Genomic DNA, 23,532 nt, shown 5'->3' with positions numbered 1-23,532 from the left:
GCACGGCCGAACCGTTCTGCCTGTTGTGGCGACCGCCCGAAGAGAGTTCGATGTCGGGTAGGGAACAACGCCAACTCCGTCGGCGTTAAGAGTGTTGAAGCCAGTGGTGGAGGTGCACCGTGCCGAAGGCAATTACATACTCGCGCTATGGCGGCCCCGAGGTTCTCGAGATCGTCGACATCCCGATGCCGGAGCCCGCAGACGGCGAGGTTCTCATCGAGGTGATCGCCGCCGGGCTCAATCCGGCGGATTCCCGCCTCCGCGAGGGACTGCTCGCCGAACGGATGCCGGCGCACTTCCCCCAAGGCCAAGGCTCAGACTTTGCCGGGTTCGTTCGTGCAACGGGTCGCGGCGTCACACAGTGCGAGGTCAACGATGCCGTGATCGGGCACGCATCGCGAGCCTCGCACGCCACCCACCTGACCGTGCCCGCCACGAACCTCACCCCCAAACCGCCGCACCTCCCCTGGGAGGTGGCCGGCGGCCTGTTCGTGACGGGCACCACGGCGTGGGCGGCGGTGAACGAGCTCGGCATCTCCGCCGGTGACACCGTCGTCATCTCCGCGGCGGCTGGCGGAGTCGGCTGCATCGCCGCGCAGTTGGCCGCCCTGCGCGGGGCGACCGTCATCGGCACGGCCAGCGAGCGGAACATCGACTTCCTCCGCCAGATCGGCGTGATCCCCGTCGTTCACGACGGCGACATCGTCACGAGCATCAGGGAGGCGGCGCCGAACGGCGTCGACGCCTACCTGGATGCCTTCGGAGGCGACAACCTCGAGACGGCGCGCGCGCTCCGGGTTCCGCCCGGGCGGGTCCGCAGCGTTGTCGACTGGGACGGCGTGCTCGACTACGGCTCGGACGAGTACGGGTCAAGCGAGCACGGGGTGACCGAGCCGGCGGCCGAGAGCGAGCTCCGCGCGGATGCCAGGGGAGTGGCCATCGTCGCCAAGCTCGCCCGGCTGGCCGAGCAGCACCGCCTACTCGTGCCCGTCTCCGACATCTTCCCGCTCGAGCAGGTGCGGGAGGCGTTCGAGGAACTCGACCGCGGGCACACCCGCGGCAAGATCGTGCTCGGCATGCACCCGGTCGGCTACGCCCACCAGCACATCCATGAGGCGATCTGGCACGGCGTTCCGCTCAAGGAGGCCGCGGCGACCGTCGACGTTCCGACGGAACACGCGCCGATGCGGGTACGGGAGAACCTGCCACCCGTGCTCGGGCACCTGCCGGGGCAGCGGCATCCGCACCCGTCGGACGAGCTGGCGGAGGAGCACTGAGCGATGGACGTGTCGTCGGCATCGGCGCCGGGCGTCGGTGGCGGCCCGGGTGACGCCTCGGCGTAACGGGGGATCGGCGGCATCCGGCGCCCGAATAGAATGGAGTCCATGTCCGATGGCTCCTCTTTCTTTGTCACCACGCCGATCTTCTACGTCAATGACGTACCGCACATCGGACACGCCTACACGGAGGTGGCCGCCGACGTGCTCGCGCGCTGGCACCGTCAGCGCGGTGACGACACCTGGTTCCTGACGGGAACCGACGAGCACGGCCAGAAGATCCTGCGCACCGCGACCGCCAACGGCGTCACGCCGCAGCAGTGGGCGGACAAGCTGGTCGAGGAGGCGTGGAAGCCGCTGCTGGAGACGATCGACCTCTCCAACGACGACTTCATCCGTACAACGGAGCCCCGCCACGAGGAGAACGTTCAGAAGTTCCTGCAGCACCTCTACGACACCGGGTTCATCTACACCGGCGAATACGAGGGCTACTACTGCGTCGGTTGCGAGGAGTACAAGCAGCCGAGCGACCTCGTCGACGGCACAGGCGAGTACGAGGGTCAGAAGGTCTGCGCCATCCACTCCAAGCCGGTCGAGCTGCTGCACGAGAAGAACTACTTCTTCAAGATGAGCGCATTCGCCGAGCAGCTGCTCGCCCTCTATGAGGAGCGGCCCGACTTCGTGCAGCCGGAGAGCGCCCGCAACGAGGTCATGTCCTTCGTGCGCTCCGGCCTCGACGACCTCTCGATCTCACGCTCCAGCTTCGACTGGGGCGTCAAGGTGCCGTGGGACGAGTCGCATGTCGTCTACGTCTGGTTCGACGCGCTGCTGAACTACGTGACCGCCGTCGGCTACGGCCAGGACGAGGCCGAGTTCGAGCGCCGCTGGCCGGCCACCCACCTCGTGGGCAAGGACATCCTCCGCTTCCACGCCGTCATCTGGCCGGCGATGCTGATGGCCGCTGGCCTGCCGGTGCCGCACCGCGTCTTCGGACACGGCTGGCTGCTCGTCGGCGGCGAGAAGATGTCCAAGTCGAAGCTGACCGGCATCGCGCCGACGCAGATCACCGACACCTTCGGCTCCGACGCGTTCCGCTACTACTTCCTGCGCGCGATCCACTTCGGCCAGGACGGCTCCTTCTCCTGGGAGGATCTGCACGCCCGCTACACGGCCGAGCTGGCCAATGGCTTCGGCAACCTTGCCTCGCGCGTGATCGCCATGGTCAACCGATACTGCGACGGCGTCATCCCCGCGCCCGGTGCCTTCACCGATGCGGATGCCGCCATCCAGGCGATCGAGCGCACGGCGACCGCGACGGCATCCATCGCCATCGACCGCCTCGCCATCCACGAGGCGATCGCCGAGGTGTGGACGCTCGTCGACGGCCTGAACGGCTACATCACCGAGCAGGAGCCGTGGGCCCTGGCCAAGAAGCCCGAGGAGCGCGAGCGCCTGGAGACGGTGCTCTACACGGCCGTCCGCGGCCTCGGCACGCTGGCCGTGCTGCTCTCCCCGGTGCTGCCGAAGGCGACCGCGAAGTTGTGGACCGCGCTCGGCGGCGACGGCGTCGTGCAGGATCAGCGCATCGACCGCGCCTGGGAGTGGAGCGGTGCGGCATCCGTCGCCCCGCTCGAGGCGCTGTTCCCGCGCATCGAGACCACCGAGTAACATCGCAAATCACCCGCTGGTCGAGTGGGCCGCCGGCTGGGCCGCTCCGAGACCAAGGCAACAAGGAACTGACGATGAGCGACGCGAACATGGACACCTCGGCGCACGTGCGCAAGCGTGAACAGACCGAGGGGCGCGAGCTGAGCTACCCGCCGCTGCCTGAGGCGCTCACCGTTGGCGTCTACGACAACCACACGCACCTCGAGATCGCCGACGGCGAGCACCCGATCGACTACCGCGAGCAGCTCGACCGGGCCTCGGCCGTCGGCGTCCGCGGCGTGATCCAGGTGGGCGGCGACGTGCCGACCTCGCAGTGGTCGGCTGCGACCGCCGCGGTCGAACCGCGCATGCTGGCCGCCGTGGCGATCCACCCGAACGAGGCGCCGCTCTACGACACCGCCGGTGGTCCCGACGGCAGCTGGGAGGGCGGGCTCGACGCCGCCATCGCCGAGATCGACCGGCTGGCCGCGCTACCGCGCGTCGTCGCCGTCGGCGAGACCGGGCTCGACTACTTCCGCACCGGCGAGGACGGCCGTGCCGCCCAGCACCGCTCCTTCGAGGCGCACATCGACATCGCCAAGCGCCACGGGCTGGCCATGCAGATCCACGACCGCGATGCGCACGCGGCCGTCATCGAGACACTCCTGCGCGTCGGAGCGCCGGAGCGCACGGTGTTCCACTGCTTCTCCGGTGACGCCGAGATGGCGCAACTCTGCGCCGACAACGGCTGGTATCTCTCCTTCGCGGGAACGGTCACCTTCAAGAACGCGCAGAACCTGCGCGACGCACTCCAGGTGATTCCCCGCTCTCAGATCCTGATCGAGACGGATGCCCCCTTCCTCACGCCGACCCCGTTCCGGGGCCGTCCGAACGCACCGTACCTGCTGCCACTGACGCTGCGCGCGATCGCCGCAGAGCTCGGCACGGATGCGACGGTGCTCGCCGCGCAGATCAACTCGAACACCGAACTCGTCTACGGCCGCTGGGACGCAGAGCCCGTGGCATCCGCCGGCCACTCGGCCACCAGCAACCCGGCCGGCGCCCTGTCTGCCAAGACCGCCTTTCCCGCCAGCACCGAGGCCATCGGAGGCATCGCATGACCGCACACCGTCACGAAGAAGAGATCCCGGAGACCGTGCCGGGGCACGGCCGCCTGCTCGGTCCCGCCGAGATCCGCGACCTCGCCGAGTTGCTCGACGTCACCCCGACGAAGAAGCTCGGACAGAACTTCGTCATCGATGCCAACACCGTGCGCCGCATCGTCAAGACCGCAGGCGTGAAGCCGGGCGAGCACGTCGTCGAGATCGGCCCAGGTCTCGGCTCGCTCACCCTCGGCCTGCTCGAGGTCGGGGCATCCGTCACCGCCGTCGAGATCGACAAGCGCCTCGCCGAGCAGCTGCCGAAGACCGTCGAGCTCATGCAGCCCGGCGTGCCGCTGACCGTGATCACGCAGGACGCCATGCGCGTCACCGAGCTGCCAGGGCAGCCAGCCCGGCTCGTCGCCAACCTGCCGTACAACATCTCGGTGCCCGTACTGCTGCACTTCCTCGAGCACTTCCCGTCGATCCGCTCTGGCATCGTCATGGTGCAGGCCGAGGTCGGCCAGCGCCTCGCGGCGACGCCCGGCTCCAAGGTCTACGGCAGCCCGAGCGTGAAGGCCGAGTGGTACGGCTCCTGGCGCACAGCTGGGCACGTCTCCCGGCAGGTGTTCTGGCCGGTGCCGAACGTCGACTCGATCCTCGTCGGATTCGACCGACGGGATGCCGCGAGCTCCGGTGACGCCGCCATCGACGAAACCGGTGCCATCGGCACCGAGGAGGAGCGCGTCGCAACCTTTGCGCTCGTGGACGCCGCTTTCCAGCAGCGTCGCAAGATGCTGCGACAGTCGCTGGCCCCCGTGCTCGGCGACACGGCAACGGCCAGCGCCGTGCTGGAGGCGGCCGGGGTCAGCCCGACCGAGCGCGGCGAGCAGCTCACCGTGCACGACTTCCTGCGCATCGCTCGCGCGCAATCCGCTCAGGGATAGCCGGCGCGCAGTCGGACTGCCGCACTGGCGTGTCCGCACGCACAGCCACTAGCGTGACGGACATGGCTGAAGACATCGTCACCGGGCGCCAGGACGGCGTGAGCGACGACGCGCTCGTCGCCGCGACGGGCAAGAGCTGGGCCGAGTGGTTCGCGATCCTCGATGCCGAGGGCGCGCAGGACTGGAAGCACTCCGTCACCGCCCGCTGGCTCGACGCCAACTTCCCGATCGGCGGCTGGTGGGCGCAGGGCGTCACCGTCGGCTACGAGCAGGCTCGCGGCATCCGCAACCCGGGACAGCGCCAAGACGGCAGCTACGAGGTGAGCGCATCCAAGACCCTGCCACTGGAGCAGCAGGAGACGCTGGACGCCGTGATCGCCGCCGTCGCGGCAGAGCTCGGCGCGCCGGCATCCGAAAGTCGAGCGGTACGGCACATCACCGCGCGCTGGCCGCTGTCCGGCCTCGAGGGGCAGGTCGGGTCGATCCTGGCGACGGCCGCTCCATCGAAGGCGGGGAAGACCTCGGTATCGCTCACCTGGAGCAAGCTCGAGAAGCCGGAGGATGTCGCACCGGCGAAGCTTCGCCTACAGGGCTGGCTGCAGGCCGCCGCCGAGGTGGGATAGCGTGAGGATATGACTCTCGCTGCTGCCTCCCCGGTCGTGCATGCGAGAGCGCCGGGCAAGATCAACGTCTTCCTGGCGGTCGGTGCACTGCAGGACGACGGTTACCACGACCTCGCGACGGCCTATCAGGCGGTCTCACTCTACGAAGACGTGCGGGCCTACCCTGCCGATGACTTCTCGGTGAGCTTCAGCGGCAGCGTCGACACCTCCGGCCTCGAGGTCGACGGCAGCAACCTCGCCATCCGGGCCGCCAAGCTGCTCGCACGCAAGACGGGATTCCGCGGCGGAGTGCGCCTCGAGATCGAGAAGAACGTGCCGATCGCCGGCGGCATGGGCGGTGGCTCCGCGGATGCCGCGGCCAGCCTGATCGCCTGCGATGCGCTCTGGAGCACCGAGCTCGGCAAAGATGACATGCACGCGCTGGCGGCCAAACTCGGCGCAGACGTGCCGTTCGCCCTCGCCGGCGGCACCGCCATCGGAACGGGCCGCGGCGACCAGCTGAGCCCGGCGCTGGCCCAGGGCAACTTCCACTGGGTGCTCGCCATCGCCGAGTTCGGCATGTCGACCCCGGCCGTCTACTCCGAGCTGGATCGCCACCGCGCGCGCCACCTCTCCGACATCGCTCCGGCCCCGGCATCCCCGCAGGTCGACGCCCGCGTGCTGCACGCGCTCCGCGCCGGCGACTCGGCGCTGCTCGCCGAGGCGCTGCACAACGACCTGCAGGCTGCGGCCCTGCAGCTGGCGCCCGGCCTCGGCCAGATCCTCGAGCTCGGCGAGGCGAACGGCGCACTCGCCGGCATCGTCTCCGGGTCCGGCCCGACGCTGGCGTTCCTCGCGCCGGACGCCGACACGGCCCTCGAACTCCAGGTCGCGCTGTCGGCCTCGCGCCTGACCGCCGTCCGCGCCCACGGCCCGGTCCACGGCGCCCGCGTCCTCCACTCCTAGCCGCCCGCCGAGCCGCGCAGCGCTTCGAGAGTGCAGTTGTCGGGCACGCCATCGCGCGTGCTGCCCCACAACTGCACTCTCGGCGGCCGGAGCGGCCGCCGGAGTGGATGCCGGGGCGGGCGCACAGGCGGGGCCGATAGAGTTGGGGGCGATATGGCACACATGCTTGGCGCCGAAAGGCTGCACCTCGAATTCCCCACCCGCGTAATCTTCGACGAAGTGACGGTGGGGCTCAATGAGGGCGACCGCGTCGGCATCGTCGGCCGCAACGGCGACGGCAAGTCCACGCTGCTCAGCCTGCTGGCCGGGCGCATGGAGCCGGACGGCGGCCGCGTCACGCGTCGCCGCGATGTGCGCCTCGCCATGCTCGACCAGGCGGACACCGTCGATTCCAGCCTGACCGTGGCACAGGCCGTCGTCGGCGGCATCGACGAGCACGTCTGGGCCGGCGACCCCGTCGTGCGCGACGTCATCGGTGGACTCCTCAGCGACATCCCCTGGGACGGTGTCGTCGGCTCCCTCTCGGGTGGCCAGCGCCGCCGCGTCGCCCTCGCCGCGCTGCTCGTCGGCGACCACGACGTCATCTTCCTCGATGAGCCGACCAACCACCTCGACGTCGAGGGCATCGCCTGGCTCGCCGGTCACCTCAAGAAGCGCTGGCCGCGGGACTCCGGCGGACTCATCGTCGTGACCCACGACCGGTGGTTCCTCGACGAGGTCTGCAACGCCACCTGGGAGGTGCACGACCGCATCATCGAACCCTTCGAGGGTGGTTACGCCGCGTACATCTTGCAGCGCGTCGAGCGCGACCGCTCGGCCGCCGTCTCCGAGGCCAAGCGCCAGAACCTCATGAAGAAGGAGCTGGCCTGGCTCCGCCGCGGCGCCCCGGCCCGCACCGCGAAGCCGAAGTTCCGCATCGACGCCGCAAACGAGCTGATCGCCAACGAGCCGCCGCCCCGCGACACCGTCTCGATGCAGTCGATGGCCATGCAGCGCCTCGGCAAGGACGTCGTCGACCTGATCGACGTCACGGTCAAGTTCCCCGCCACCGAGCACACCCCGGCCAAGACCGTGCTGAACGACGTGACCTGGCGCATCGCGCCGGGGGAGCGCACCGGCATCCTCGGCGTCAACGGCGCGGGCAAGAGCACCCTGCTGAACCTCGTCGCCGGCACCCTGCAGCCCACCAGCGGCACCGTCAAGCGCGGCAAGACCATCAAGGTCGCCGTGCTCACCCAGCAGCTCAACGAGCTGAAGGCGATCCAGAACGACCGCGTCAGCGAGGTCATCGGCCGTCAGCGCTCGAGCTACGTCGCCGGCGGCAAGGAGATGACGCCAGGCCAGCTGCTCGAGCGCATGGGCTTCATGAGCTCGCAGCTCTCCACCCCGGTCAAGGACCTCTCCGGTGGTCAGAAGCGCCGGCTGCAGCTGCTGCTCATCGTGCTCGACGAGCCGAACGTGCTGATCCTCGATGAGCCGACCAACGACCTCGACACCGACATGCTCGCCGCGATGGAAGACCTGCTCGACTCCTTCCCCGGCACCCTGCTCGTCGTCAGCCACGACCGCTACCTGATCGAGCGTGTCACCGACCAGCAGTACGCCGTCACCGAGGGGCACTTCCGCCACCTCCCCGGCGGCGTCGAGCAGTACATCGAGATGCGCAACAAGCAGATCGCCGCGGATGCCGACAACGTCGGTTTCGCGAGCGTCGTCGGCGCGGGCGAGGTGTCGACCGGCTCAACCGGGGGAGGAACCAGCGCCGCACCGAAGAAGCCGGCCATCGGCGGAGCCGAGCTGCGCAACGCGCAGAAGGAGCTGGCATCCATCGACCGCAAGCTCGCCAAGTGGCAGCAGCAGATCGTCGAGCTGCACGAGAAGCTGGCCGTGCACGACCAGAGCGACTACGACGGTTTGGCCGCGCTCACGACGCAGCTGCAGAAGCTGGAGCGTGACGTGGTGGAGCACGAAACCCGCTGGGTCGAAGTATCTGAGCTGATCGAGGGATAGCACCGCAGGAACTGTGACGAATTGAGGCGCAGTGGTTCTGCGGTCGCAGTTTTGCCGCGTACCGTTGTAATCACCCCGCGCAGCAGCGGCACACAATCCCCCCGAACACCACCGGGGCGAAGCTGTGCCCAGACGTGATCAGACTCCGTGATCGACAACGTGACGACCGGCCGCTCGGGTACCCACAGCGAAAGGTAGTTATGTCCATCTCGAAGAAGTCCGCCAAGGTCCTCGCCGCCCTCACCGCCCTGCCCCTGCTCGCCGCCCTGGCCGGGTGCGCCACCACGAGCGACACCGCCGGCTCCGGCAGCAGCGACGCCAACGAGACCGTCAAGGTCGGCGTTGTCGGCAAGAGCGACCCGCAGTGGCCGGCGTTCGTTGATGCGGCAGCAGCCGAGGGCATCACCGTCGAGATCGTCGACTTCGGCGACTACGCTCAGCCGAACCCCGCGCTCAGCGCCGGCGACCTCGACCTGAACCAGTTCCAGCACATCGTCTACCTCGCCGACTACAACGTCTCCTCCGGCGAAGACCTCGCGGTCATCGGTTCGACGGCGATCTACCCGCTCGGCCTCTACTCCACGAAGTACGACAGCGTCGCCGACATCCCGGCAGGCGAGACCGTCGCGGTTCCGGATGACGCGAGCAACCTGGCCCGCGCCCTGCTCGTGCTGCAGTCCGCCAAGCTCATCGAGCTGAAGGACGGCGGCAGCATCTTCTCCGGCCTGAACGACGTCGACGAGGCGAAGTCCAAGGTCAAGGTCACCGCGCTCGAGGCTGCTCTCACCGCCACCTCGCTGCCCGATGTGGCCGCCGCGGTCATCAACAACGACTTCGTGCAGGATGCCGGCCTGACCTTCGCCGACGCGATCGCCCAGGACGACCCGAGCGACGCCAACGCGCTGCCGTACGTCAACATCTTCGCCGCCCGCGCCGAGGACAAGGACAACGCCACCTACAAGAAGCTCGTCGAGATCTTCCAGACCGACAAGGCCGTTCAGGCCGGTCTGCTCGAGGCTTCTGGCGACACCGCCGTTGCGCTGCAGACCCCGGTCGCCGACCTGGAGAAGTCGCTCGCCAAGGTCGAGGCAGACACCAAGGCCCAGAAGTAGTCCGAGCCACCGCATCACCGCGGCCCGGCGGGGACACCTGCGCCACACAATGGCGCCAGGTTCCCCGCCCGGCCGCATCACCCGTTAACAAGTCAGCGGCCGGCAACCACCCCGCGCCCCGCCGCTAAGGAGTATCCATGGCTCTTGTCAGCCTGCAGCACGTCACGAAGGCGTACCCGAACCCGGACGGCGGAGACGCCGTCGTCGCCATTGACGACGTGAGTCTCGACATCGAGGCCGGTGACGTCTACGGCATCATCGGCTACTCCGGTGCAGGCAAGAGCACCCTCGTGCGACTCATCAACGCCCTCGAGCCGGTCACGAGCGGCAGCGTCGTCGTCGACGGCCAGGAGCTCGCAGGGCTGCCGGAGAAGCAGCTCCGCCCCGTGCGCCTCGGCATCGGCATGATCTTCCAGCAGTTCAACCTGTTCAGCGCCAAGACGGTGTGGAACAACGTGGCATACCCGCTCCGCGTCGCAGGCGCGTCGAAGGAGAAGATCCAGGCCCGCGTCGACGAGCTGCTCGAGTTCGTCGGACTGAGCGAGAAGGCCAAGAACTACCCGGAGCAGCTCTCTGGCGGCCAGAAGCAGCGCGTCGGCATCGCCCGCGCCCTCGCCACCGAGCCGCGCATCCTGCTCTGCGACGAGGCGACAAGCGCGCTCGACCCGGAGACGACGCAGGAGGTGCTCGCCCTGCTCAAGCGCGTCAATCAGGAGTTCGGCGTGACGATGGTGGTGATCACCCACGAGATGGAGGTGATTCAGAGCCTCGCCACCAAGGTCGCCGTGATGGACAAGGGCCACATCATCGAGAGCGGCGAGGTCTTCGACGTCTTCTCCAGCCCCCAGAACGCGTCCAGCCAGAAGTTCGTCGGCACCGTGGTCAAGGGTGTTCCGTCGCCGGCCGAGATCGCCGCGCTGCGCGAGCGCCACCTCGGGCGCATCGTCACGCTCTCGTTCCGTGACGGCGACGCCAGCCAGTCATCCGTGTTCCTCCGACTCGCCCAGGCCGGGATCGAGTTCGAGCTCGTCTACGGCGGCATCAACGACATCCAGGGCAAGGCCTTCGGGCACCTCACGCTGGCGCTGCGGGGTGAGGATGCCGTCATCGACGGTGTGCTCGCCGACATTGCCGCCACGACCGAAGTGACGGAGGCGCGCTGATGGACAAGCTGCTCGAACTCCAGCCCGAATTCTGGGAAGCCGCATTCGAGACCCTCTACATGGTCTCGGCGACGCTGCTCTTCGGTGGTCTCGGCGGACTGCTCCTCGGCCTCGGCCTCTACTCGACCAGGGCTGGGAGCCTGCTGCCCAACAAGACGATCTTCACGATTCTGAACGTCGTGATCAACTTCTTCCGGCCGATCCCGTTCATCATCTTCATCGCCGCACTGCAGCCGCTGACCCGCGCCGTCATCGGAACGGGTATCGGCAACAACGCGGCGATCTTCGCGCTCTCGCTCGCGGCCTCCTTCGCGATCGGCCGCATCGTCGAACAGAACCTCATCACGGTGTCGCCAGGCGTCATAGAGGCCGGTCGCGCGATGGGCGCAGGACCGGTGCGGATTCTGCGCACGATCGTGATCCCCGAGGCGCTCGGGCCGCTGATCCTCGGCTACACCTTCATCGTCGTCGCCATCATCGACATGACGGCCATGGCCGGCTTCATCGGTGGCGGAGGGCTCGGCTACTTCGCTCAGCTCTATGGCTACCGGCAGTTCGAACCCGTCGTCACCTGGGCCGCCGTCTTCCTGATCGTGATCTTCGTGCAGCTCGTGCAGTTCCTCGGCAACAAGCTGGCGCGGAAGGCGCTCCGCCGCTAGCTCCGCCGCGGTCGGAGCGACGTGCTTCGCGTGTGTCAGGGCTTCGGGGCGGCCTCGTTCCTCGGCTGCTCCCTCGAGCCAGCATGCTGAACGATGGCTCGAGCAAGCGGCGCAGCGACGAAGGAGCAGCGACGCCTGCGAAGCCCTGAGCGCGTGCGCGGTGAGGGCTCAGTCGAAGTCGAGGCTGAGCTTGCGCAGCAGTCCGGCGAGGCGCTCCTGTTCCTGCGCGCTGAGGGCGCCGAGCAGCTCGGCCTCCGCATCGACGAGGCGGGTGATCGCGGCATCCACCCGGCTGAGGCCCGCCGGCGTCATCATGACCAGGATGCCGCGGCCGTCGTTCGGGTCGGTGCGGCGTTGCACGAGCTCCCGGGTGACGAGGCGGTCGATGCGATTCGTCATGGTGCCGCTGGAGACCAGGGTCTGCTGCAGCAGCTGCTTGGGGGAGAGCTGGAACGGGCTGCCGGCACGGCGGAGCGCCGAGAGCACATCGAACTCGGAGGACTCGAGCTCGGAGAGGGCGAAGGCGGTGCGCCGCGCACGGTCGAGGTGCTTCGCCAGGCGGCCGACGCGGGAGAGGACCTGCAGCGGCGCGAAATTCAGATCGGGGCGCTCGCGCAGCCACGCATCGACGATGCGGTCGACTTCATCACTCGTGGGCATTCTCCTATTATCGGGGGCGGATGCCGGGCGCCGGACGCATATGGACGTGAAACGGCTGCGCTGCGACGTCAAAAAGCGAAGGCTCGATCTGGCAGACTGGAGGGCGCGCGGAATCCGATTCCGCGCAATCCGCCGTGGTGTAATGGCAGCACGACAGCCTTTGGAGCTGTTAGGTCTAGGTTCGAGTCCTGGCGGCGGAGCACTCACGTTTGAGAGAGAGGGTCGTCTTCATGACCGATCAGAAGCTGGCCATCGTCGTTCTCGCGGCGGGGCAGGGCACCCGCATGAAGTCGTCGCTCCCGAAGCTGCTGCACCCCATCGCCGGCCTGCCGCTGGTCAGCCACGTGCTCGCCACCGCCGCAGCGCTCGATGCGCAGAGCGTCGTGACCGTCGTGCGCTACGAGCGTGAGCGGGTCGTCGAGGTCGTGTCCGCGCAGCTTCCCGAGAGCATCATCGTCGACCAGGACGAGATCCCCGGAACCGGTCGTGCCGTCGAGCAGGCCGTCGACGCCCTGCCGGCCGACTTCGACGGCGACGTGCTCGTCGTCAACGGCGACGTGCCGCTGCTCGACGCGGAGACGCTCGCACAGTTCGTCGCCGCGCACCGCGAGAGCGCGGCATCCGCCACCGTGATGTCGGCCGTCTATGACGACGCGACCGGCTATGGCCGCATCGTGCGCGGCGATTCCGGCGCATTCGACGCCATCGTCGAGCAGAAGGATGCGACGCCGGAGCAGCTCGCCATCGGCGAGGGCAACGCCGGCATCTACGTGTTCTCGGCCGCCGCGCTGCGCGAGCAGCTCGGCAAGCTGACCACGGACAACGCCCAGGGCGAGAAGTACCTGACCGACGTCATCGGTCTGCTGCGTGCAGCAGGCTCCGACGTCAGCGCGGTTCCGGTCGCGGAGGCCTGGCTCGTCGCCGGCGTGAACGACCGCGCCCAGCTCGCCGAGGCCGGACTGCGGCTGAACGCCCTCATCGTGCGCGGCTGGCAGCTGGCCGGCGTCACCATCCAGGACCCGGCGAGCACGTGGATCGACCTCAAGGCGAAGCTCGCCCCCGACGTCACCGTGCTGCCAGGCACCCAGATCCTCGGCTCGACCGTCGTCGAGACCGGCGCGATCATCGGCCCGGACACGACGCTGCGCGACTGCGAGATCGGCGAGGGCGCAGAGGTGCGCCGCAGTGACGCCACCCTCGCGGTCGTCGGCGCCGCGGCGACCGTCGGGCCGTTCGCCTTCCTGCGCCCCGGAACGATCCTCGGCACCGACGGCAAGATCGGCGCCTTCGTCGAGACGAAGAACGCGAAGATCGGCACGGGCAGCAAGGTTCCGCACCTGAGCTACGTGGGCGACGCCACGATCGGCGAGCAGTCCAACATCGGCGCCGGCTCGATCTTTGCCAATTACGACGGCGTCAACAAGCACTCCTCGCAGATCGGTTCGCACGTGCGCACCGGGTCGCACGGGGTGTTCGTCGCGCCGATTACAATTGGTGACGGAGCGTATACGGGTGCCGGAACGGTCGTTCGCAAGAACGTGCCAGCCGGTGCCCTGGCCATCAACGTCGCCCCGCAGCGCAACATGGACGGCTGGGTTCACGCCAACCGGGCCGGAAGCGCTGCAGATGACGCGGCGCAGGCCGCTTCGGCCTAGCGCCACACGCACCTCAGCATCACAGCAGCACCCAATACAACACATTCGACGGCCAGTCGTCGGGGAGAGCGAGACCACACGTGTCCGGAATCAAGTCCAGCGGAGAAAAGCGCCTCGTTCTCGTGTCGGGGCGGGCGCACCCGCAGCTTGCACTCGACATCGCGGCCGAGCTCGGTTCCGAGCTGGTGCCGACGGATGCCAGGACCTTCGCCAACGGTGAGCTGTACACACGATTCGACGAGAGCGTTCGCGGATGCGACGCCTTCGTGATCCAGTCGCACACCGCTCCCATCAACGAGTGGATCATGGAGCAGCTGATCATGGTGGACGCGCTCAAGCGTGCGTCGGCCAAGCGCATCACCGTCGTCGCCCCGTTCTATCCCTACGCCCGCCAGGACAAGAAAGGCCGTGGCCGCGAGCCGATCTCCGCCCGTCTCATCGCCGATCTGTTCAAGGCGGCCGGTGCCGACCGCATCATGAGCGTCGACCTGCACGCCGCACAGATCCAGGGCTTCTTCGACGGCCCCGTCGACCACCTCTTCGCCATGCCGGTGCTGCTCAAGCACTTCCAGCAGAAGCTGGACCCCGCGACCCTCACCGTCGTCTCGCCGGACATGGGCCGCGTGCGCGTCGCCGACATCTGGAGCGACAAGCTCGGCGCCCCGCTGGCCATCATCCACAAGCGTCGCGACCCGCTGGTGCCGAACCAGGTCTCGGTGCACGAGATCATCGGCCCGGTCGAGGGTCGTGTCTGCCTGCTCGTCGATGACCTCATCGACACCGGCCGCACCATCGTCAAGGCCGCTGAGGCGCTCAAGGCCGCCGGCGCCATCGGCGTCGTCGTTGCCGCGACGCACGCCGTCTTCAGCGACCCGGCCACCGAGCTGCTGCAGAGCGACTTCATCGACGAGGTCGTCGTCACCGACACCCTGCCGTTGCCTGCCGAGAAGCAATGGGACCGCCTCACGGTGCTGCCCATCGCCCCGATGCTGGCCCGCGCCATCCACGAGGTCTTCGAGGACGGCTCCGTCACGAGCATGTTCGACGGCGCCGCCTGACAAAAGGCGCTGCGCGCCTTTTTGTCACGCGGCGAAAGGCTTGCCGCGCCAGCGGCAAGCAAGGCGGCAGCCCCAACTCTGGCACCCGCAGGAACCGCCACCGATGCTGGTGCGCCTCCGCTCGAACGCACACCTCTGAGTAGAGTCTGACCCGCTCCGCCCGCTCAACCGCGGCACCGAGTCCGTCGAACGTGTCAGGGCTTCAGTCGCTGGCGCTCCTTCAGCCGCCGTGGTGTGAGCGTCCCGCTCCTGCTTCTGCCGCCGTGGGGTCCGCCAGTCTGACGCGCCCGCAGCCCTCTGCACGCTGGCTCGAGCGAACGGCGCAGCGAGGAACGAGCAGCGCCGCTCGCGAAGCCCCGAGCGCATCTGCGCTGAGGGCCGCCCCGGCATCCGTGCCACGGTCGCCTGTCGAGGCGTGCCGCGGTCGGCTGTACGCCGCTCTGCACGCTGGCTCGAAGCCCCGAGCGCGTCTCCGCTGACGGCCGCCCCGGCATCCGTGCCACCGTCGCCTGTCGAGGCGTGCCGCGGTCGGCTGTACGCCCCTCTGCACGCTGGCTCGAGCGAACGGCGCCGCGAGGAACGAGCAGCGCCGCTCGCGAAGCCCTGAGCGCGTCTGCGCTGACGGCCGCCCCGGCATCCGCACCCCGCCGAGAGTGCAGTTTTCGCGCACGTCGCGGCTGAAACGGCGCAATTCCTGCACTCTCGACCGGGTGTCGGCGTCTCCCGCGCGACTAAACTCGGCGCAGAGTCGTTCGCCCTGCAACCTCCGGAGCCCGCCATCGCCTTCCTCGCCCCCGACACCCGTTCGGCACTCGAACTGCTGCTCTCACTCGACACGGCAGCGGACGCGTCACCGGATGCCGCCGCCCTCGGTCGCCTCGCCGCCATCCGCGGCCTGCTTGCCGCGCTCGAGGCGGAGCCAGCCACGCTTGCCGCCGTCCGCGCGGCCGTCGCGGCCGGCGTGAGCTGGGACCGACTGGGCGAGGCCGCCGGACTCAGCCCCGCCGCCGCGAAGGCGCGGTGGCAGGGCAGCGACGAGGAGATCGCCGCCAGGCACGAGGCGGGTCGCAAGCGCTCGGCCCGCCCGAGCGCCAAGCCCACCGATCTGCCCGGCCTCTCTGTGGCCGAGGCGGCTGAGAAGCTCGGCGTCTCCGTGCAGGCGATCTACCTGCGGGTGTCCCGCGGCCAGCTCGAAGCGCAGACCGTCGAACTGCCGGACGGGCGCCGCTACAAGCGGGTGTTCCCGAGCGACTGAGCGGCAGGCCTGAACAGTTCAGAAACGCAGAACAGTTCAGAACCGCAGAACAGTTCAGAACCGCAGAACAGTTCAGAAACGCAGGAGGAGAGACTCGCCGCGCGCTCCACGGAAGCGCCGAAGCTCTGCTCCTGCGTTTCTTGACAGCGGGTGGCCGCGCGCTAGCTCTGCTGGCCGCGCACGATGCCGGATGGGACTCCTGGCATCAGTCCGAGCGGCGCCAGGTGGCGCTCCGCCCCGCTCTGGTTGAGCGAGTAGCACTGCCAGCCTGGGCCGCCTTCGCCGAACAGCTCGAATCCGGCGCGGGAGCCGCCGGCATCCGGCACGTAGGCCGCGACGGTCACCTGGCAGGCCCTGTCCGCCGTTGCCGCCGACACGCTGACGGTCGTGAGGATCGTCGGCAGAACCAGCCCGAGCACGCAGAGCAGCACGACGATCTGGGTCAGGCGCCTGCGCCGATTGCCGTGCAGGGGACGGGAATCGTCGTCGTCGTGAATGGCGAGTTCTGGGTAGTTGCTCATCGCTTCCATCATCTCAGTTCGCGGGCACAGCTCGGCCCGCGCGGCTGATCAGCGGATGGTCAGAATCGAGGCGATGCCTGCCCCGCTGGCCAGCAGGGTCACGAGCGCGGCCAGGGCCAGCGCGGTCGGGCTGCTCGTCGGGGGAGCGCCGACCGCGCGCAGCAGCTGACGCTTGCGCACGGAGGAGTAGGCGGTCGCACCCGCGGCGGCGAGCAGCAGCACGGCGCCGACACCGAGGAACAGCGGAGCGCTGCCAACCAGGCCGGCGCGCAACACGAGCACGCCGTTCACCGCAACGGCCAGCGCCGTGCGGTTCCACGCCAGGGCAGTGCGCTCCGGTTGCAGACCCGGGTCGCGCGGCGGGCGACCAGCCGGATTCGCGCTCGTCATCGTTGGTTACCCGAACACCATGAGCACGGCGATGACGGCGGCGGTGACCAGCGAGAAGCCGGCCAGCAGCGGCAGCAGCAGCGTGAACGGCAGCGGCTCACCTGTGCGCATCGCGATCTCGTTCGCGCGCCAGCGGGTGTAGGCGATCACGCTCAGCACGGCGCCGATCACGGCGAGCAGCACGGCGAGTGCGACCACGACCCAGCGTGGGCCGAGGGAGTGCGAGAACTGGTGCAGCAGCACGCCACCGGCCAGCAGGGCCAACGCGGTGCGGATCCAGGCGAGGAAGGTGCGCTCGTTCGCGAGCGTGAAGCGGTAGTCGGGCTCCTCGCCCTGCTGTCGCCACCGGGGGTTCTGCATCTGGTGCTCCTCGTCGCTTGCCGGCTTCCAGTATTGCGGATGCCGGCCGGCGCCAGCGTTCGCCAGCGGCCATTCGTCACTTGCCATTCACCCCGCTTCGCTACGATCAGCGGGTGAACACGCTGCAACGGCACCTCGGTATTCCGGGAGCGATGGCCATCGGCCTCGCCTCGATGGTCGGGGCCGGCGTCTTCTTCGTCTGGGCGCCCGCCGCCGCCGTCGCCGGATCCGGGCTGCTGATCGGGCTGCTGATCGCCGCCGTCGTGGCCACCCTGAACGCGCTGAGCTCGGCCCAGCTCGCCATGGCGCATCCGGTCTCCGGCGGGGCATACGCATACGGTCGCGCCCTGCTCGGACCCTGGTGGGGCTTCTCGGCCGGCTGGCTCTTCCTCGCGGGCAAGACCGCATCGGCGGGGGCGATCGCCCTGATCGCCGGCGGATACCTGTGGCCGGGAAACGAGCGCCTCGTCGCCGTCGCCGTGATCCTCGTGCTCGGCACCGTCAACGCCCTCGGGGTGCGCAGCACGGCCAGGGTCAGCGGCGCTGTCGTCGCGGTCGTGCTCGCCGGGCTCTGCGCGCTGCTCGTGCTCGTGGCGCTCTGGCTCGCGGCCGGGGGCCAGATCGCCGGCGGCACGCCGGCCGGCGCGCCCCTCGGCGACCCGGATGCCGGCTGGCTCGGCATCCTGCAATCGGCCGGCCTGTTGTTCTTCTGCTTCGCCGGCTACGCCCGCATGGCGACGCTCGGCGAGGAGGCCAGGAACCCTCGGCACACCCTGCCGCGCGCGATCCTGGCGGCGCTCGGTGTCGCGCTCGTGCTCTACGCGGCCGTCGGAACCGCCTGCGTTCTCGTGCTCGGACCGGACAGGCTCGCACGATCCACCTCTCCGCTGGCCGAGCTCGCCGCGGTCGTCACGGGGGCCAATGGTGCATGGGGCACAACCGCCGCAGCCGGCGGCTGGGTACTCGTCGTCAGCCTCGTCGCCGCGCTGGCCTGCCTCGGCTCGCTGCTCGGCATCCTGGCCGGTCTCAGCCGCACGGGCCTCGCCATGGCACGGGACAGCGAGCTGCCCGGGGCCCTCAGCCGCGTCTCGGCGCGGACGAGTTCACCCGTGGTCGCCGAGGCGAGCGTCGCCGTGCTCGCCATCGCGGCCGTGTTGCTGCTCGACTCGGCCTGGCTCGTCGGCTTCTCCGCAACCTGCGTGCTCGTCTACTACGCCATCGCGCACCTGGCCGCGCTGCGGCAGCCGCGCGCCGAGCGCTGGCTGAACCGGGCCGTGCCGATCGTCGGCGTGATCGGCTGCACGGTGTTGGCCTTCACACTGCCATGGCAGGGCGTGCTGATCGCGGCGCTCGTGTTGGGCATCGGGGTCGCCGCTCGCGGCATCCGGCTGGCCCGGCTTCGCACCGCCGCCTGAGACGCGGAACGCGCCGCTTCACCGGGTGAGACGGCGCGTTCTGCGCTGGTGACAGGCCCGATCGGCGGGCGTCGCGCTAGTGAGCGTCGACCGCCTGGATCTCGCTGCGGTCGCCGGACCACAGCGTGTGGAACGTGCCGTCCTGGTCGACGCGCTTGTAGGTGTGCGCACCGAAGAAGTCGCGCTGACCCTGCACGAGTGCGGCGGGCAGGCGCTCCGCGCGCAGGCCGTCGTAGTACGCGAGCGAGGAGGAGAAGGCGGGCGAGGGGATGCCGGCCTCAGCGGCGGCCACGACGACGCGGCGCCAGGCCGCCTGGGTGCTGGCCATCACGTCGACGAAGAACGGCGCGGTGACCAGGGCCACGAGTGCCGGATCCTCGGCGTAGGCCTCGGTGATGCGGTTGAGGAAGCGAGCGCGGATGATGCAACCGCCGCGCCAGATCTTCGCGATCTCGCCCTTCTTGATGTCCCAGCCGTACTGCTCGGCGCCGGCGACGATGGCGTCGAAGCCCTGCGAGTAGGCGATGACCTTCGATGCGTAGAGGGCCAGACGCACGTCTTCGACGAAGGCGTCGGCGTCGGCGACGACGAAGTCGCCGTCCGGGCCGGGCAACGCGGATGACGCGGCGCGCTGGGCCGGCTTCGACGACAGCGAGCGGGCGAACACGGCCTCGGCGATGCCGGAGACGGGGATGCCGAGGTCGAGGGCCGTCTGCACGGTCCACACGCCGGTGCCCTTGGAACCGGCCTGGTCGAGGATGACGTCCACGAGCGGGGCGCCGGTCTGCGGGTCGACCTGCTTGAGCACCTCTGCAGTGATCTCGATCAGGTAGCTCTCGAGCTCGCCCGTGTTCCACTCGGCGAAGATGTCGGCGATCTCGGCCGGGGTCTTGCCCGTTCCGCGACGGATCAGGTCGTAGGCCTCGGCGATGAGCTGCATGTCGGCGTACTCGATGCCGTTGTGGATCATCTTGACGAAGTGACCTGCACCGTCGGTGCCGACGTGCGTGACGCAGGGCTCACCGTCGACGACGGCGGCGATGGACTTGAGGATCGGACCGAGGGTCTCCCAGGCCTCGGCGGATCCACCCGGCATGATCGAAGGCCCGAGGAGCGCGCCCTCCTCGCCGCCGGAGATGCCGGCGCCGACGAAGTTGATGCCCGTTGCGCGCACGGCGGCCTCACGGCGGATGGTGTCGGTGAAGAGTGCGTTGCCGCCGTCGACGATGATGTCGCCCGGCTCGAAGACCTCGGTCAGCTGGGTGATCACGGCGTCGGTGGCGCGGCCGGCCTGGACCATGATGATCGCGGTGCGCGGCTTCTGCAGCGACGCGGCGAACTCCTCGATGGTCTCGGATGCGACGAAGCCGGCATCCGGGAACTCGGCGGTGACGGCGCGTGTCTTCTCGGCGGAGCGGTTGAAGATGGCGACCGTGTTGCCGTCGCGGCTGGCGAGGTTGCGGGCGAGGTTCGAGCCCATCACCGCCATTCCGATCACGCCAATGTTGGCCTGGGCTTCGGACATGGCCGGTGATTCTGACATGGAAATCTCCTAATGCGCAGTGGGGAGGTGGCGTGCAGAATGATGCACCCGCGATACACGCTAGCAAAACTGCGCGGCGTCGGTTTCAACTGCCCGTTGTGTGACGGCGCACCCGCCCGACGGCGCGCAGAAAGAGAGGTTCTGGGAGCTCTCTGGGCGCCGGATGAGCTCCGGATGGGCGCGAATTGTGGGGGAGCTGGGCGAGAAACTGCGTGATACGGTTGTCGTAATAAATCTGATTTATGGATCCTGTATCGATGAAGAATCAGATGTAATGAAGCGTCTGAGGAGTGAATACCGTGCCTGACAGCAACGTGACCGCGAGCGAATCGTCGGGCGTTCCGCCGCTCATCGTCATGGGCGTCTCCGGATCCGGCAAATCGACGATCGGCACCGCCCTGGCCGCGGCGCTCGGCATCGAGTTCATCGACGGCGACGATCTGCACCCCAGCGCGAACAAGGCCAAGATGGCCGCGGGCAATCCGTTGAATGACGAGGACCGTGCCCCCTGGCTCGAGATCATCGCCGAACGCATCGGCTCCGAACTCGCCGACGGTCGGCCGATCGTCGTCGCGTGCTCCGCGCTCAAGCGCAAGTATCGCGAGCAGCTCATTGCGTACGCTCCCAGCACCGTCTTCGTACACTTGAACGGGGCGCGTTCCGTGATCTCCGAGCGCCAGAGCCACCGCGTGCACGAGTACATGCCGAACACCTTGCTCGACTCGCAGTTCACCACCTTGGAACCGTTGCAGAGCGACGAACGTGCCCTGATCGTTGACCTCACGAAGAGCCCAGACGAGATCGTCGCCTCCGTCAGCGCAGAGCTTCGCGCTCTCGCGACCGGCGTCTGATCGCCGAGCACCGCTGCCCCACCACTTCACGGCCGTGCGCAACCCCGCGCGCACGCCCGAGCCGGCGCATTGCCCCCGATGCGCACCATGAATCACACAAAAGGAATAGACAACGATGACTGACCTCGAGCTCAACTGGACGCTCAATACACCCGGGCTCCTGCTCGTTGCGGTGGGCGCGATCGCCCTGCTGCTCGTATTGATCATGAAACTCCGCATTCACGCCTTCGTGGCCCTGATCGTGGTCAGCGTCGTGACCGCGATCGCCACCGGCATCCCGGCCGTCGGCCTCGTGCCGACCCTGATGAGCGGCTTCAGCTCGACACTCGGCAGCGTGGCGCTCCTCGTCGGTCTTGGTGCCATGCTCGGCCGCATGCTCGAGGTCAGCGGCGGGGCAGAGGTGCTCACGAACGCCCTGATCAAGACCTTCGGCGAGAAGCGTGCCCCGCTCGCCCTGTCGGTCGCCTCGCTGATGTTCGGCTTCCCGATCTTCTTCGACGCCGGCCTCGTCGTGATGCTGCCGATCATCTTCACGGTCGCCCGCCGTCTCGGCGGCTCGCTGCTGACCTACGCGTTCCCCGCAGCAGCGGCATTCTCCGTCATGCACATCTTCGTGCCGCCGCACCCCGGCCCCGTCGCCGCGACCGGCCTGCTCGGCGCCGATGTTGGACTCGTCATGGTGTTCGGTCTGCTCGTCGCGATCCCCACCTGGTACCTCACCGGTTACCTCTTCGGTCACTTCCTCGGCCGCCGCTTCAACATTCCCGTTCCCACGATCCTCGACGCTCCTGCCGACTCGATCGAGAACAAGTTCCGCTCCGCGCCGAAGCTCGGCACGATCGTCTTCCTCCTGCTGCTGCCGCTCGGCCTCATCTTCCTCAACACCGGCCTGAACATGCTCGGCACCGCCGGCATCGTCTCGCTCGAGGACGGCTGGGTCCAGGCGCTCCGCGCGCTCGGTGAGACCCCGATCGCCCTGCTCATCACCGTGCTCCTGGCCATGTGGTTGCTCGGATGGCGCCAGCAGAAGGAGCGCTCGCTCGTCGAGACCGTCGTCGACAGCGCACTCGGCCCGATCTGTTCCATCATCCTCATCACCGGCGCCGGCGGCATGTTCGGTGGCGTCCTCCGCGCCAGCGGCATCGGCAACGCGATCGCAGAGTCGCTCGATGCCATCGGCCTGCCCGTGATCGTCGCCGGATTCGTGATCGCCGCCGTCGTGCGCCTCGCGCAGGGTTCGGCCACCGTCGCGCTCACCACTGCGGCCGCGCTGATCCAGCCCGTCGTGCTCGGGAACCCCGACTTCAACGCCGTGCAGACCGTCGCGATCGTGCTCAGCCTCGCCGCCGGTTCCGTGTTCGCCGGTCACGTGAACGACTCCGGCTTCTGGCTCGTCAGCAAGTTCTTCGGCATGGACACCAAGACGACGCTCAAGACGTGGACGGTCGGCCAGGCCCTCATCGGTGTCTGTGGCTTCGTCTTCTCGCTCGCGATCTACCTCGTCGCGAGCACCTTCTAACGCCAGCGGACTGAAACGGAGAGAGCAATGACAGCGAACATGTTCGATCTCACGGGCAAGGTCGCCCTCGTCACGGGGTCCAGCCGTGGCATCGGCTCCGCCATTGCCCGCGGCCTCGCCGCCGCGGGTGCCACGGTCGTCCTCAACGGACTCGACGAACAACGACTCGAGGGCGCCCGCGTGGCACTCGCGGCCGAGTTCGGCGAGGAGCGCGTGCGCGCGATCACCTTCGACGTGACGGATGCCGCAGCCGCGGCAGCCGGAATCAGCTGGGTCGAGGCCGAGGTCGGGCCGCTCGACATCCTCGTCAACAACGCCGGCGTGCAGCACCGCGTTCCCATGCTCGACCTCGATGTCGACGACTGGGAGCGGGTGCTCCGCACCAACCTCACCAGCGCGTTCCTCGTCGGACGCGAGGCCGCGCGCCACATGATCCCGCGCGGTGCGGGCAAGATCATCAACGTCGCCTCGGTGCAGACCGATCTCGCCCGCCCAACCATCGCGCCGTACACGGCGTCGAAGGGCGGCATCCGCAATCTCACGCGCGCCATGACGGCCGAATGGGCGGAGCACGGCCTGCAGATCAACGCGATCGCGCCCGGCTACATCCACACCGAGATGACCCAGAAGCTCGTCGACGACACCGTCTTCAACGAGTGGATCCTCGGCCGCACACCCGCGCACCGCTGGGGCACCGTCGATGACCTCGTCGGTCCGGCGGTCTGGCTGGCCTCGGCCGGCTCGAACTTCGTCAACGGTCAGGTCGTCTTCATCGACGGCGGCATGACCGTCGTCGTCTAGCAGCACCGACACACGGGAGAC

At 68.7% G+C, this 23,532-nt stretch carries 22 protein-coding genes and 1 tRNA gene; 18 read left to right on the top strand and 5 right to left on the bottom strand.

Features of this window, described 5'->3' with window-relative positions; genetic code table 11:
• Positions 1–119: 119 nt before the first annotated feature.
• The 10 genes from EV379_RS11350 to EV379_RS11305 all read left to right on the top strand — a co-directional run bounded on the left by EV379_RS11350 (position 120) and on the right by EV379_RS11305 (position 11,483).
• The gene (locus EV379_RS11350; RefSeq protein WP_242616344.1) at positions 120–1,277 is read left to right on the top strand and encodes an NADP-dependent oxidoreductase; all 1,158 of its coding nucleotides are present in this window, start codon (positions 120–122) and stop codon (positions 1,275–1,277) included.
• Between the two features lie 108 nt (positions 1,278–1,385).
• Entirely contained in the window at positions 1,386–2,945 is a 1,560-nt protein-coding gene (gene metG / locus EV379_RS11345; protein ID WP_130506221.1) for a methionine--tRNA ligase, read from the top strand.
• Between the two features lie 74 nt (positions 2,946–3,019).
• Positions 3,020–4,045: a TatD family hydrolase gene (locus tag EV379_RS11340; RefSeq protein WP_130506220.1), complete on the top strand. Its 1,026-nt coding sequence runs from the start codon at positions 3,020–3,022 to the stop codon at positions 4,043–4,045.
• Positions 4,042–4,971, top strand: coding sequence for a 16S rRNA (adenine(1518)-N(6)/adenine(1519)-N(6))-dimethyltransferase RsmA (gene rsmA / locus EV379_RS11335; protein ID WP_130506219.1), 930 nt, complete (start codon positions 4,042–4,044; stop codon positions 4,969–4,971). Before EV379_RS11340 ends, rsmA begins: the two co-directional genes overlap by 4 nt.
• Before the next feature lie 62 nt (positions 4,972–5,033).
• A complete protein-coding gene (locus EV379_RS11330) occupies positions 5,034–5,594 on the top strand; it encodes a hypothetical protein (RefSeq protein WP_130506218.1) in 561 nt (186 codons plus the stop codon).
• A gap of 9 nt (positions 5,595–5,603) precedes the next feature.
• A complete protein-coding gene (locus tag EV379_RS11325; RefSeq protein ID WP_130506217.1) occupies positions 5,604–6,539 on the top strand; it encodes a 4-(cytidine 5'-diphospho)-2-C-methyl-D-erythritol kinase in 936 nt (311 codons plus the stop codon).
• 153 nt (positions 6,540–6,692) lie between these two features.
• Positions 6,693–8,549, top strand: a complete 1,857-nt coding sequence (locus EV379_RS11320) for an ABC-F family ATP-binding cassette domain-containing protein (RefSeq protein ID WP_130506216.1) — start codon at positions 6,693–6,695, stop codon at positions 8,547–8,549.
• Between the two features lie 200 nt (positions 8,550–8,749).
• The gene (locus EV379_RS11315; RefSeq protein ID WP_130506215.1) at positions 8,750–9,661 is read left to right on the top strand and encodes a MetQ/NlpA family ABC transporter substrate-binding protein; all 912 of its coding nucleotides are present in this window, start codon (positions 8,750–8,752) and stop codon (positions 9,659–9,661) included.
• 137 nt (positions 9,662–9,798) lie between these two features.
• Complete coding sequence (locus EV379_RS11310) at positions 9,799–10,824, top strand: methionine ABC transporter ATP-binding protein (protein WP_130506214.1); 1,026 nt, start codon at positions 9,799–9,801, stop codon at positions 10,822–10,824.
• On the top strand, positions 10,824–11,483 hold the full coding sequence (locus EV379_RS11305; RefSeq protein WP_055836529.1) for a methionine ABC transporter permease: 660 nt from the start codon (positions 10,824–10,826) through the stop codon (positions 11,481–11,483). Before EV379_RS11310 ends, EV379_RS11305 begins: the two co-directional genes overlap by 1 nt.
• A gap of 168 nt (positions 11,484–11,651) precedes the next feature.
• Here EV379_RS11305 and EV379_RS11300 read toward each other — a convergent pair whose 3' ends face one another.
• Entirely contained in the window at positions 11,652–12,143 is a 492-nt protein-coding gene (locus EV379_RS11300; protein WP_130506213.1) for a MarR family winged helix-turn-helix transcriptional regulator, read from the bottom strand.
• A gap of 128 nt (positions 12,144–12,271) precedes the next feature.
• On the opposite strand from EV379_RS11300, the gene EV379_RS11295 reads away from it, so the two are divergent.
• The 4 genes from EV379_RS11295 to EV379_RS11280 all read left to right on the top strand — a co-directional run bounded on the left by EV379_RS11295 (position 12,272) and on the right by EV379_RS11280 (position 16,111).
• A tRNA-Gln gene (locus tag EV379_RS11295) sits at positions 12,272–12,343 on the top strand.
• A gap of 30 nt (positions 12,344–12,373) precedes the next feature.
• The gene (gene glmU, locus EV379_RS11290) at positions 12,374–13,798 is read left to right on the top strand and encodes a bifunctional UDP-N-acetylglucosamine diphosphorylase/glucosamine-1-phosphate N-acetyltransferase GlmU (protein ID WP_130506212.1); all 1,425 of its coding nucleotides are present in this window, start codon (positions 12,374–12,376) and stop codon (positions 13,796–13,798) included.
• 80 nt (positions 13,799–13,878) lie between these two features.
• Complete coding sequence (locus tag EV379_RS11285; protein ID WP_130506211.1) at positions 13,879–14,856, top strand: ribose-phosphate diphosphokinase; 978 nt, start codon at positions 13,879–13,881, stop codon at positions 14,854–14,856.
• Positions 14,857–15,817: 961 nt separating this feature from the next.
• Positions 15,818–16,111, top strand: coding sequence for a MerR family transcriptional regulator (locus EV379_RS11280; RefSeq protein WP_130506210.1), 294 nt, complete (start codon positions 15,818–15,820; stop codon positions 16,109–16,111).
• Between the two features lie 161 nt (positions 16,112–16,272).
• Here the strand turns inward: EV379_RS11280 and EV379_RS11275 are convergent, their stop codons facing one another.
• The 3 genes from EV379_RS11275 to EV379_RS11265 are packed head-to-tail and all read right to left on the bottom strand — an operon-like array spanning position 16,273 to position 17,469.
• Positions 16,273–16,632 (bottom strand): hypothetical protein, encoded by a 360-nt coding sequence (locus EV379_RS11275; protein ID WP_130506209.1) that lies wholly within the window; start codon positions 16,630–16,632, stop codon positions 16,273–16,275.
• 48 nt (positions 16,633–16,680) lie between these two features.
• Positions 16,681–17,022 (bottom strand): DUF202 domain-containing protein, encoded by a 342-nt coding sequence (locus EV379_RS11270; protein ID WP_130506208.1) that lies wholly within the window; start codon positions 17,020–17,022, stop codon positions 16,681–16,683.
• Between the two features lie 6 nt (positions 17,023–17,028).
• Positions 17,029–17,469 carry a YidH family protein gene (locus EV379_RS11265; protein ID WP_242616343.1) on the bottom strand — a complete coding sequence of 147 codons (441 nt, stop codon included), beginning with the start codon at positions 17,467–17,469 and terminating at the stop codon, positions 17,029–17,031.
• Positions 17,470–17,495: 26 nt separating this feature from the next.
• Here EV379_RS11265 and EV379_RS11260 point away from each other — a divergent pair, with 26 nt between their 5' ends.
• Positions 17,496–18,797, top strand: coding sequence for an APC family permease (locus tag EV379_RS11260; protein ID WP_242616342.1), 1,302 nt, complete (start codon positions 17,496–17,498; stop codon positions 18,795–18,797).
• A gap of 76 nt (positions 18,798–18,873) precedes the next feature.
• Here the strand turns inward: EV379_RS11260 and gndA are convergent, their stop codons facing one another.
• Positions 18,874–20,322, bottom strand: a complete 1,449-nt coding sequence (gene gndA, locus EV379_RS11255) for an NADP-dependent phosphogluconate dehydrogenase (RefSeq protein WP_130507437.1) — start codon at positions 20,320–20,322, stop codon at positions 18,874–18,876.
• A 317-nt stretch (positions 20,323–20,639) separates the two neighbouring features.
• On the opposite strand from gndA, the gene EV379_RS11250 reads away from it, so the two are divergent.
• From EV379_RS11250 to EV379_RS11240, 3 genes are all read left to right on the top strand, one after another.
• Positions 20,640–21,191: a gluconokinase gene (locus EV379_RS11250; protein WP_341273535.1), complete on the top strand. Its 552-nt coding sequence runs from the start codon at positions 20,640–20,642 to the stop codon at positions 21,189–21,191.
• Between the two features lie 115 nt (positions 21,192–21,306).
• Positions 21,307–22,710: a GntP family permease gene (locus EV379_RS11245; RefSeq protein WP_130506207.1), complete on the top strand. Its 1,404-nt coding sequence runs from the start codon at positions 21,307–21,309 to the stop codon at positions 22,708–22,710.
• Positions 22,711–22,737: 27 nt separating this feature from the next.
• Entirely contained in the window at positions 22,738–23,511 is a 774-nt protein-coding gene (locus EV379_RS11240; RefSeq protein ID WP_130506206.1) for an SDR family oxidoreductase, read from the top strand.
• Positions 23,512–23,532 lie beyond the last annotated feature (21 nt).

The organism is Microterricola gilva (assembly GCF_004217495.1).
GTDB classification, from domain to species: Bacteria; Actinomycetota; Actinomycetes; order Actinomycetales; family Microbacteriaceae; genus Microterricola; species Microterricola gilva.
The sequence above is the reverse complement of the archived record's forward strand: the minus strand, read 5'-3'. Positions and strand labels throughout refer to the sequence as shown.

What these genes read in the sequence shown, in the direction of transcription:
- EV379_RS11240 (WP_130506206.1), top strand. Translation starts at nt 22,738, where the DNA reads ATGACAGCGAACATGTTCGATCTCACGGGCAAGGTCGCCCTCGTCACG.
- EV379_RS11265 (WP_242616343.1), bottom strand. Translation starts at nt 17,469, where the DNA reads ATGGCAAGTGACGAATGGCCGCTGGCGAACGCTGGCGCCGGCCGGCAT.
- EV379_RS11310 (WP_130506214.1), top strand. Translation starts at nt 9,799, where the DNA reads ATGGCTCTTGTCAGCCTGCAGCACGTCACGAAGGCGTACCCGAACCCG.
- EV379_RS11300 (WP_130506213.1), bottom strand. Translation starts at nt 12,143, where the DNA reads ATGCCCACGAGTGATGAAGTCGACCGCATCGTCGATGCGTGGCTGCGC.
- EV379_RS11330 (WP_130506218.1), top strand. Translation starts at nt 5,034, where the DNA reads ATGGCTGAAGACATCGTCACCGGGCGCCAGGACGGCGTGAGCGACGAC.
- glmU (WP_130506212.1), top strand. Translation starts at nt 12,374, where the DNA reads ATGACCGATCAGAAGCTGGCCATCGTCGTTCTCGCGGCGGGGCAGGGC.
- EV379_RS11275 (WP_130506209.1), bottom strand. Translation starts at nt 16,632, where the DNA reads ATGAGCAACTACCCAGAACTCGCCATTCACGACGACGACGATTCCCGT.
- EV379_RS11245 (WP_130506207.1), top strand. Translation starts at nt 21,307, where the DNA reads ATGACTGACCTCGAGCTCAACTGGACGCTCAATACACCCGGGCTCCTG.
- EV379_RS11320 (WP_130506216.1), top strand. Translation starts at nt 6,693, where the DNA reads ATGGCACACATGCTTGGCGCCGAAAGGCTGCACCTCGAATTCCCCACC.
- metG (WP_130506221.1), top strand. Translation starts at nt 1,386, where the DNA reads ATGTCCGATGGCTCCTCTTTCTTTGTCACCACGCCGATCTTCTACGTC.
- rsmA (WP_130506219.1), top strand. Translation starts at nt 4,042, where the DNA reads ATGACCGCACACCGTCACGAAGAAGAGATCCCGGAGACCGTGCCGGGG.
- EV379_RS11340 (WP_130506220.1), top strand. Translation starts at nt 3,020, where the DNA reads ATGAGCGACGCGAACATGGACACCTCGGCGCACGTGCGCAAGCGTGAA.
- EV379_RS11270 (WP_130506208.1), bottom strand. Translation starts at nt 17,022, where the DNA reads ATGACGAGCGCGAATCCGGCTGGTCGCCCGCCGCGCGACCCGGGTCTG.
- EV379_RS11305 (WP_055836529.1), top strand. Translation starts at nt 10,824, where the DNA reads ATGGACAAGCTGCTCGAACTCCAGCCCGAATTCTGGGAAGCCGCATTC.
- EV379_RS11315 (WP_130506215.1), top strand. Translation starts at nt 8,750, where the DNA reads ATGTCCATCTCGAAGAAGTCCGCCAAGGTCCTCGCCGCCCTCACCGCC.
- EV379_RS11325 (WP_130506217.1), top strand. Translation starts at nt 5,604, where the DNA reads ATGACTCTCGCTGCTGCCTCCCCGGTCGTGCATGCGAGAGCGCCGGGC.
- gndA (WP_130507437.1), bottom strand. Translation starts at nt 20,322, where the DNA reads ATGTCCGAAGCCCAGGCCAACATTGGCGTGATCGGAATGGCGGTGATG.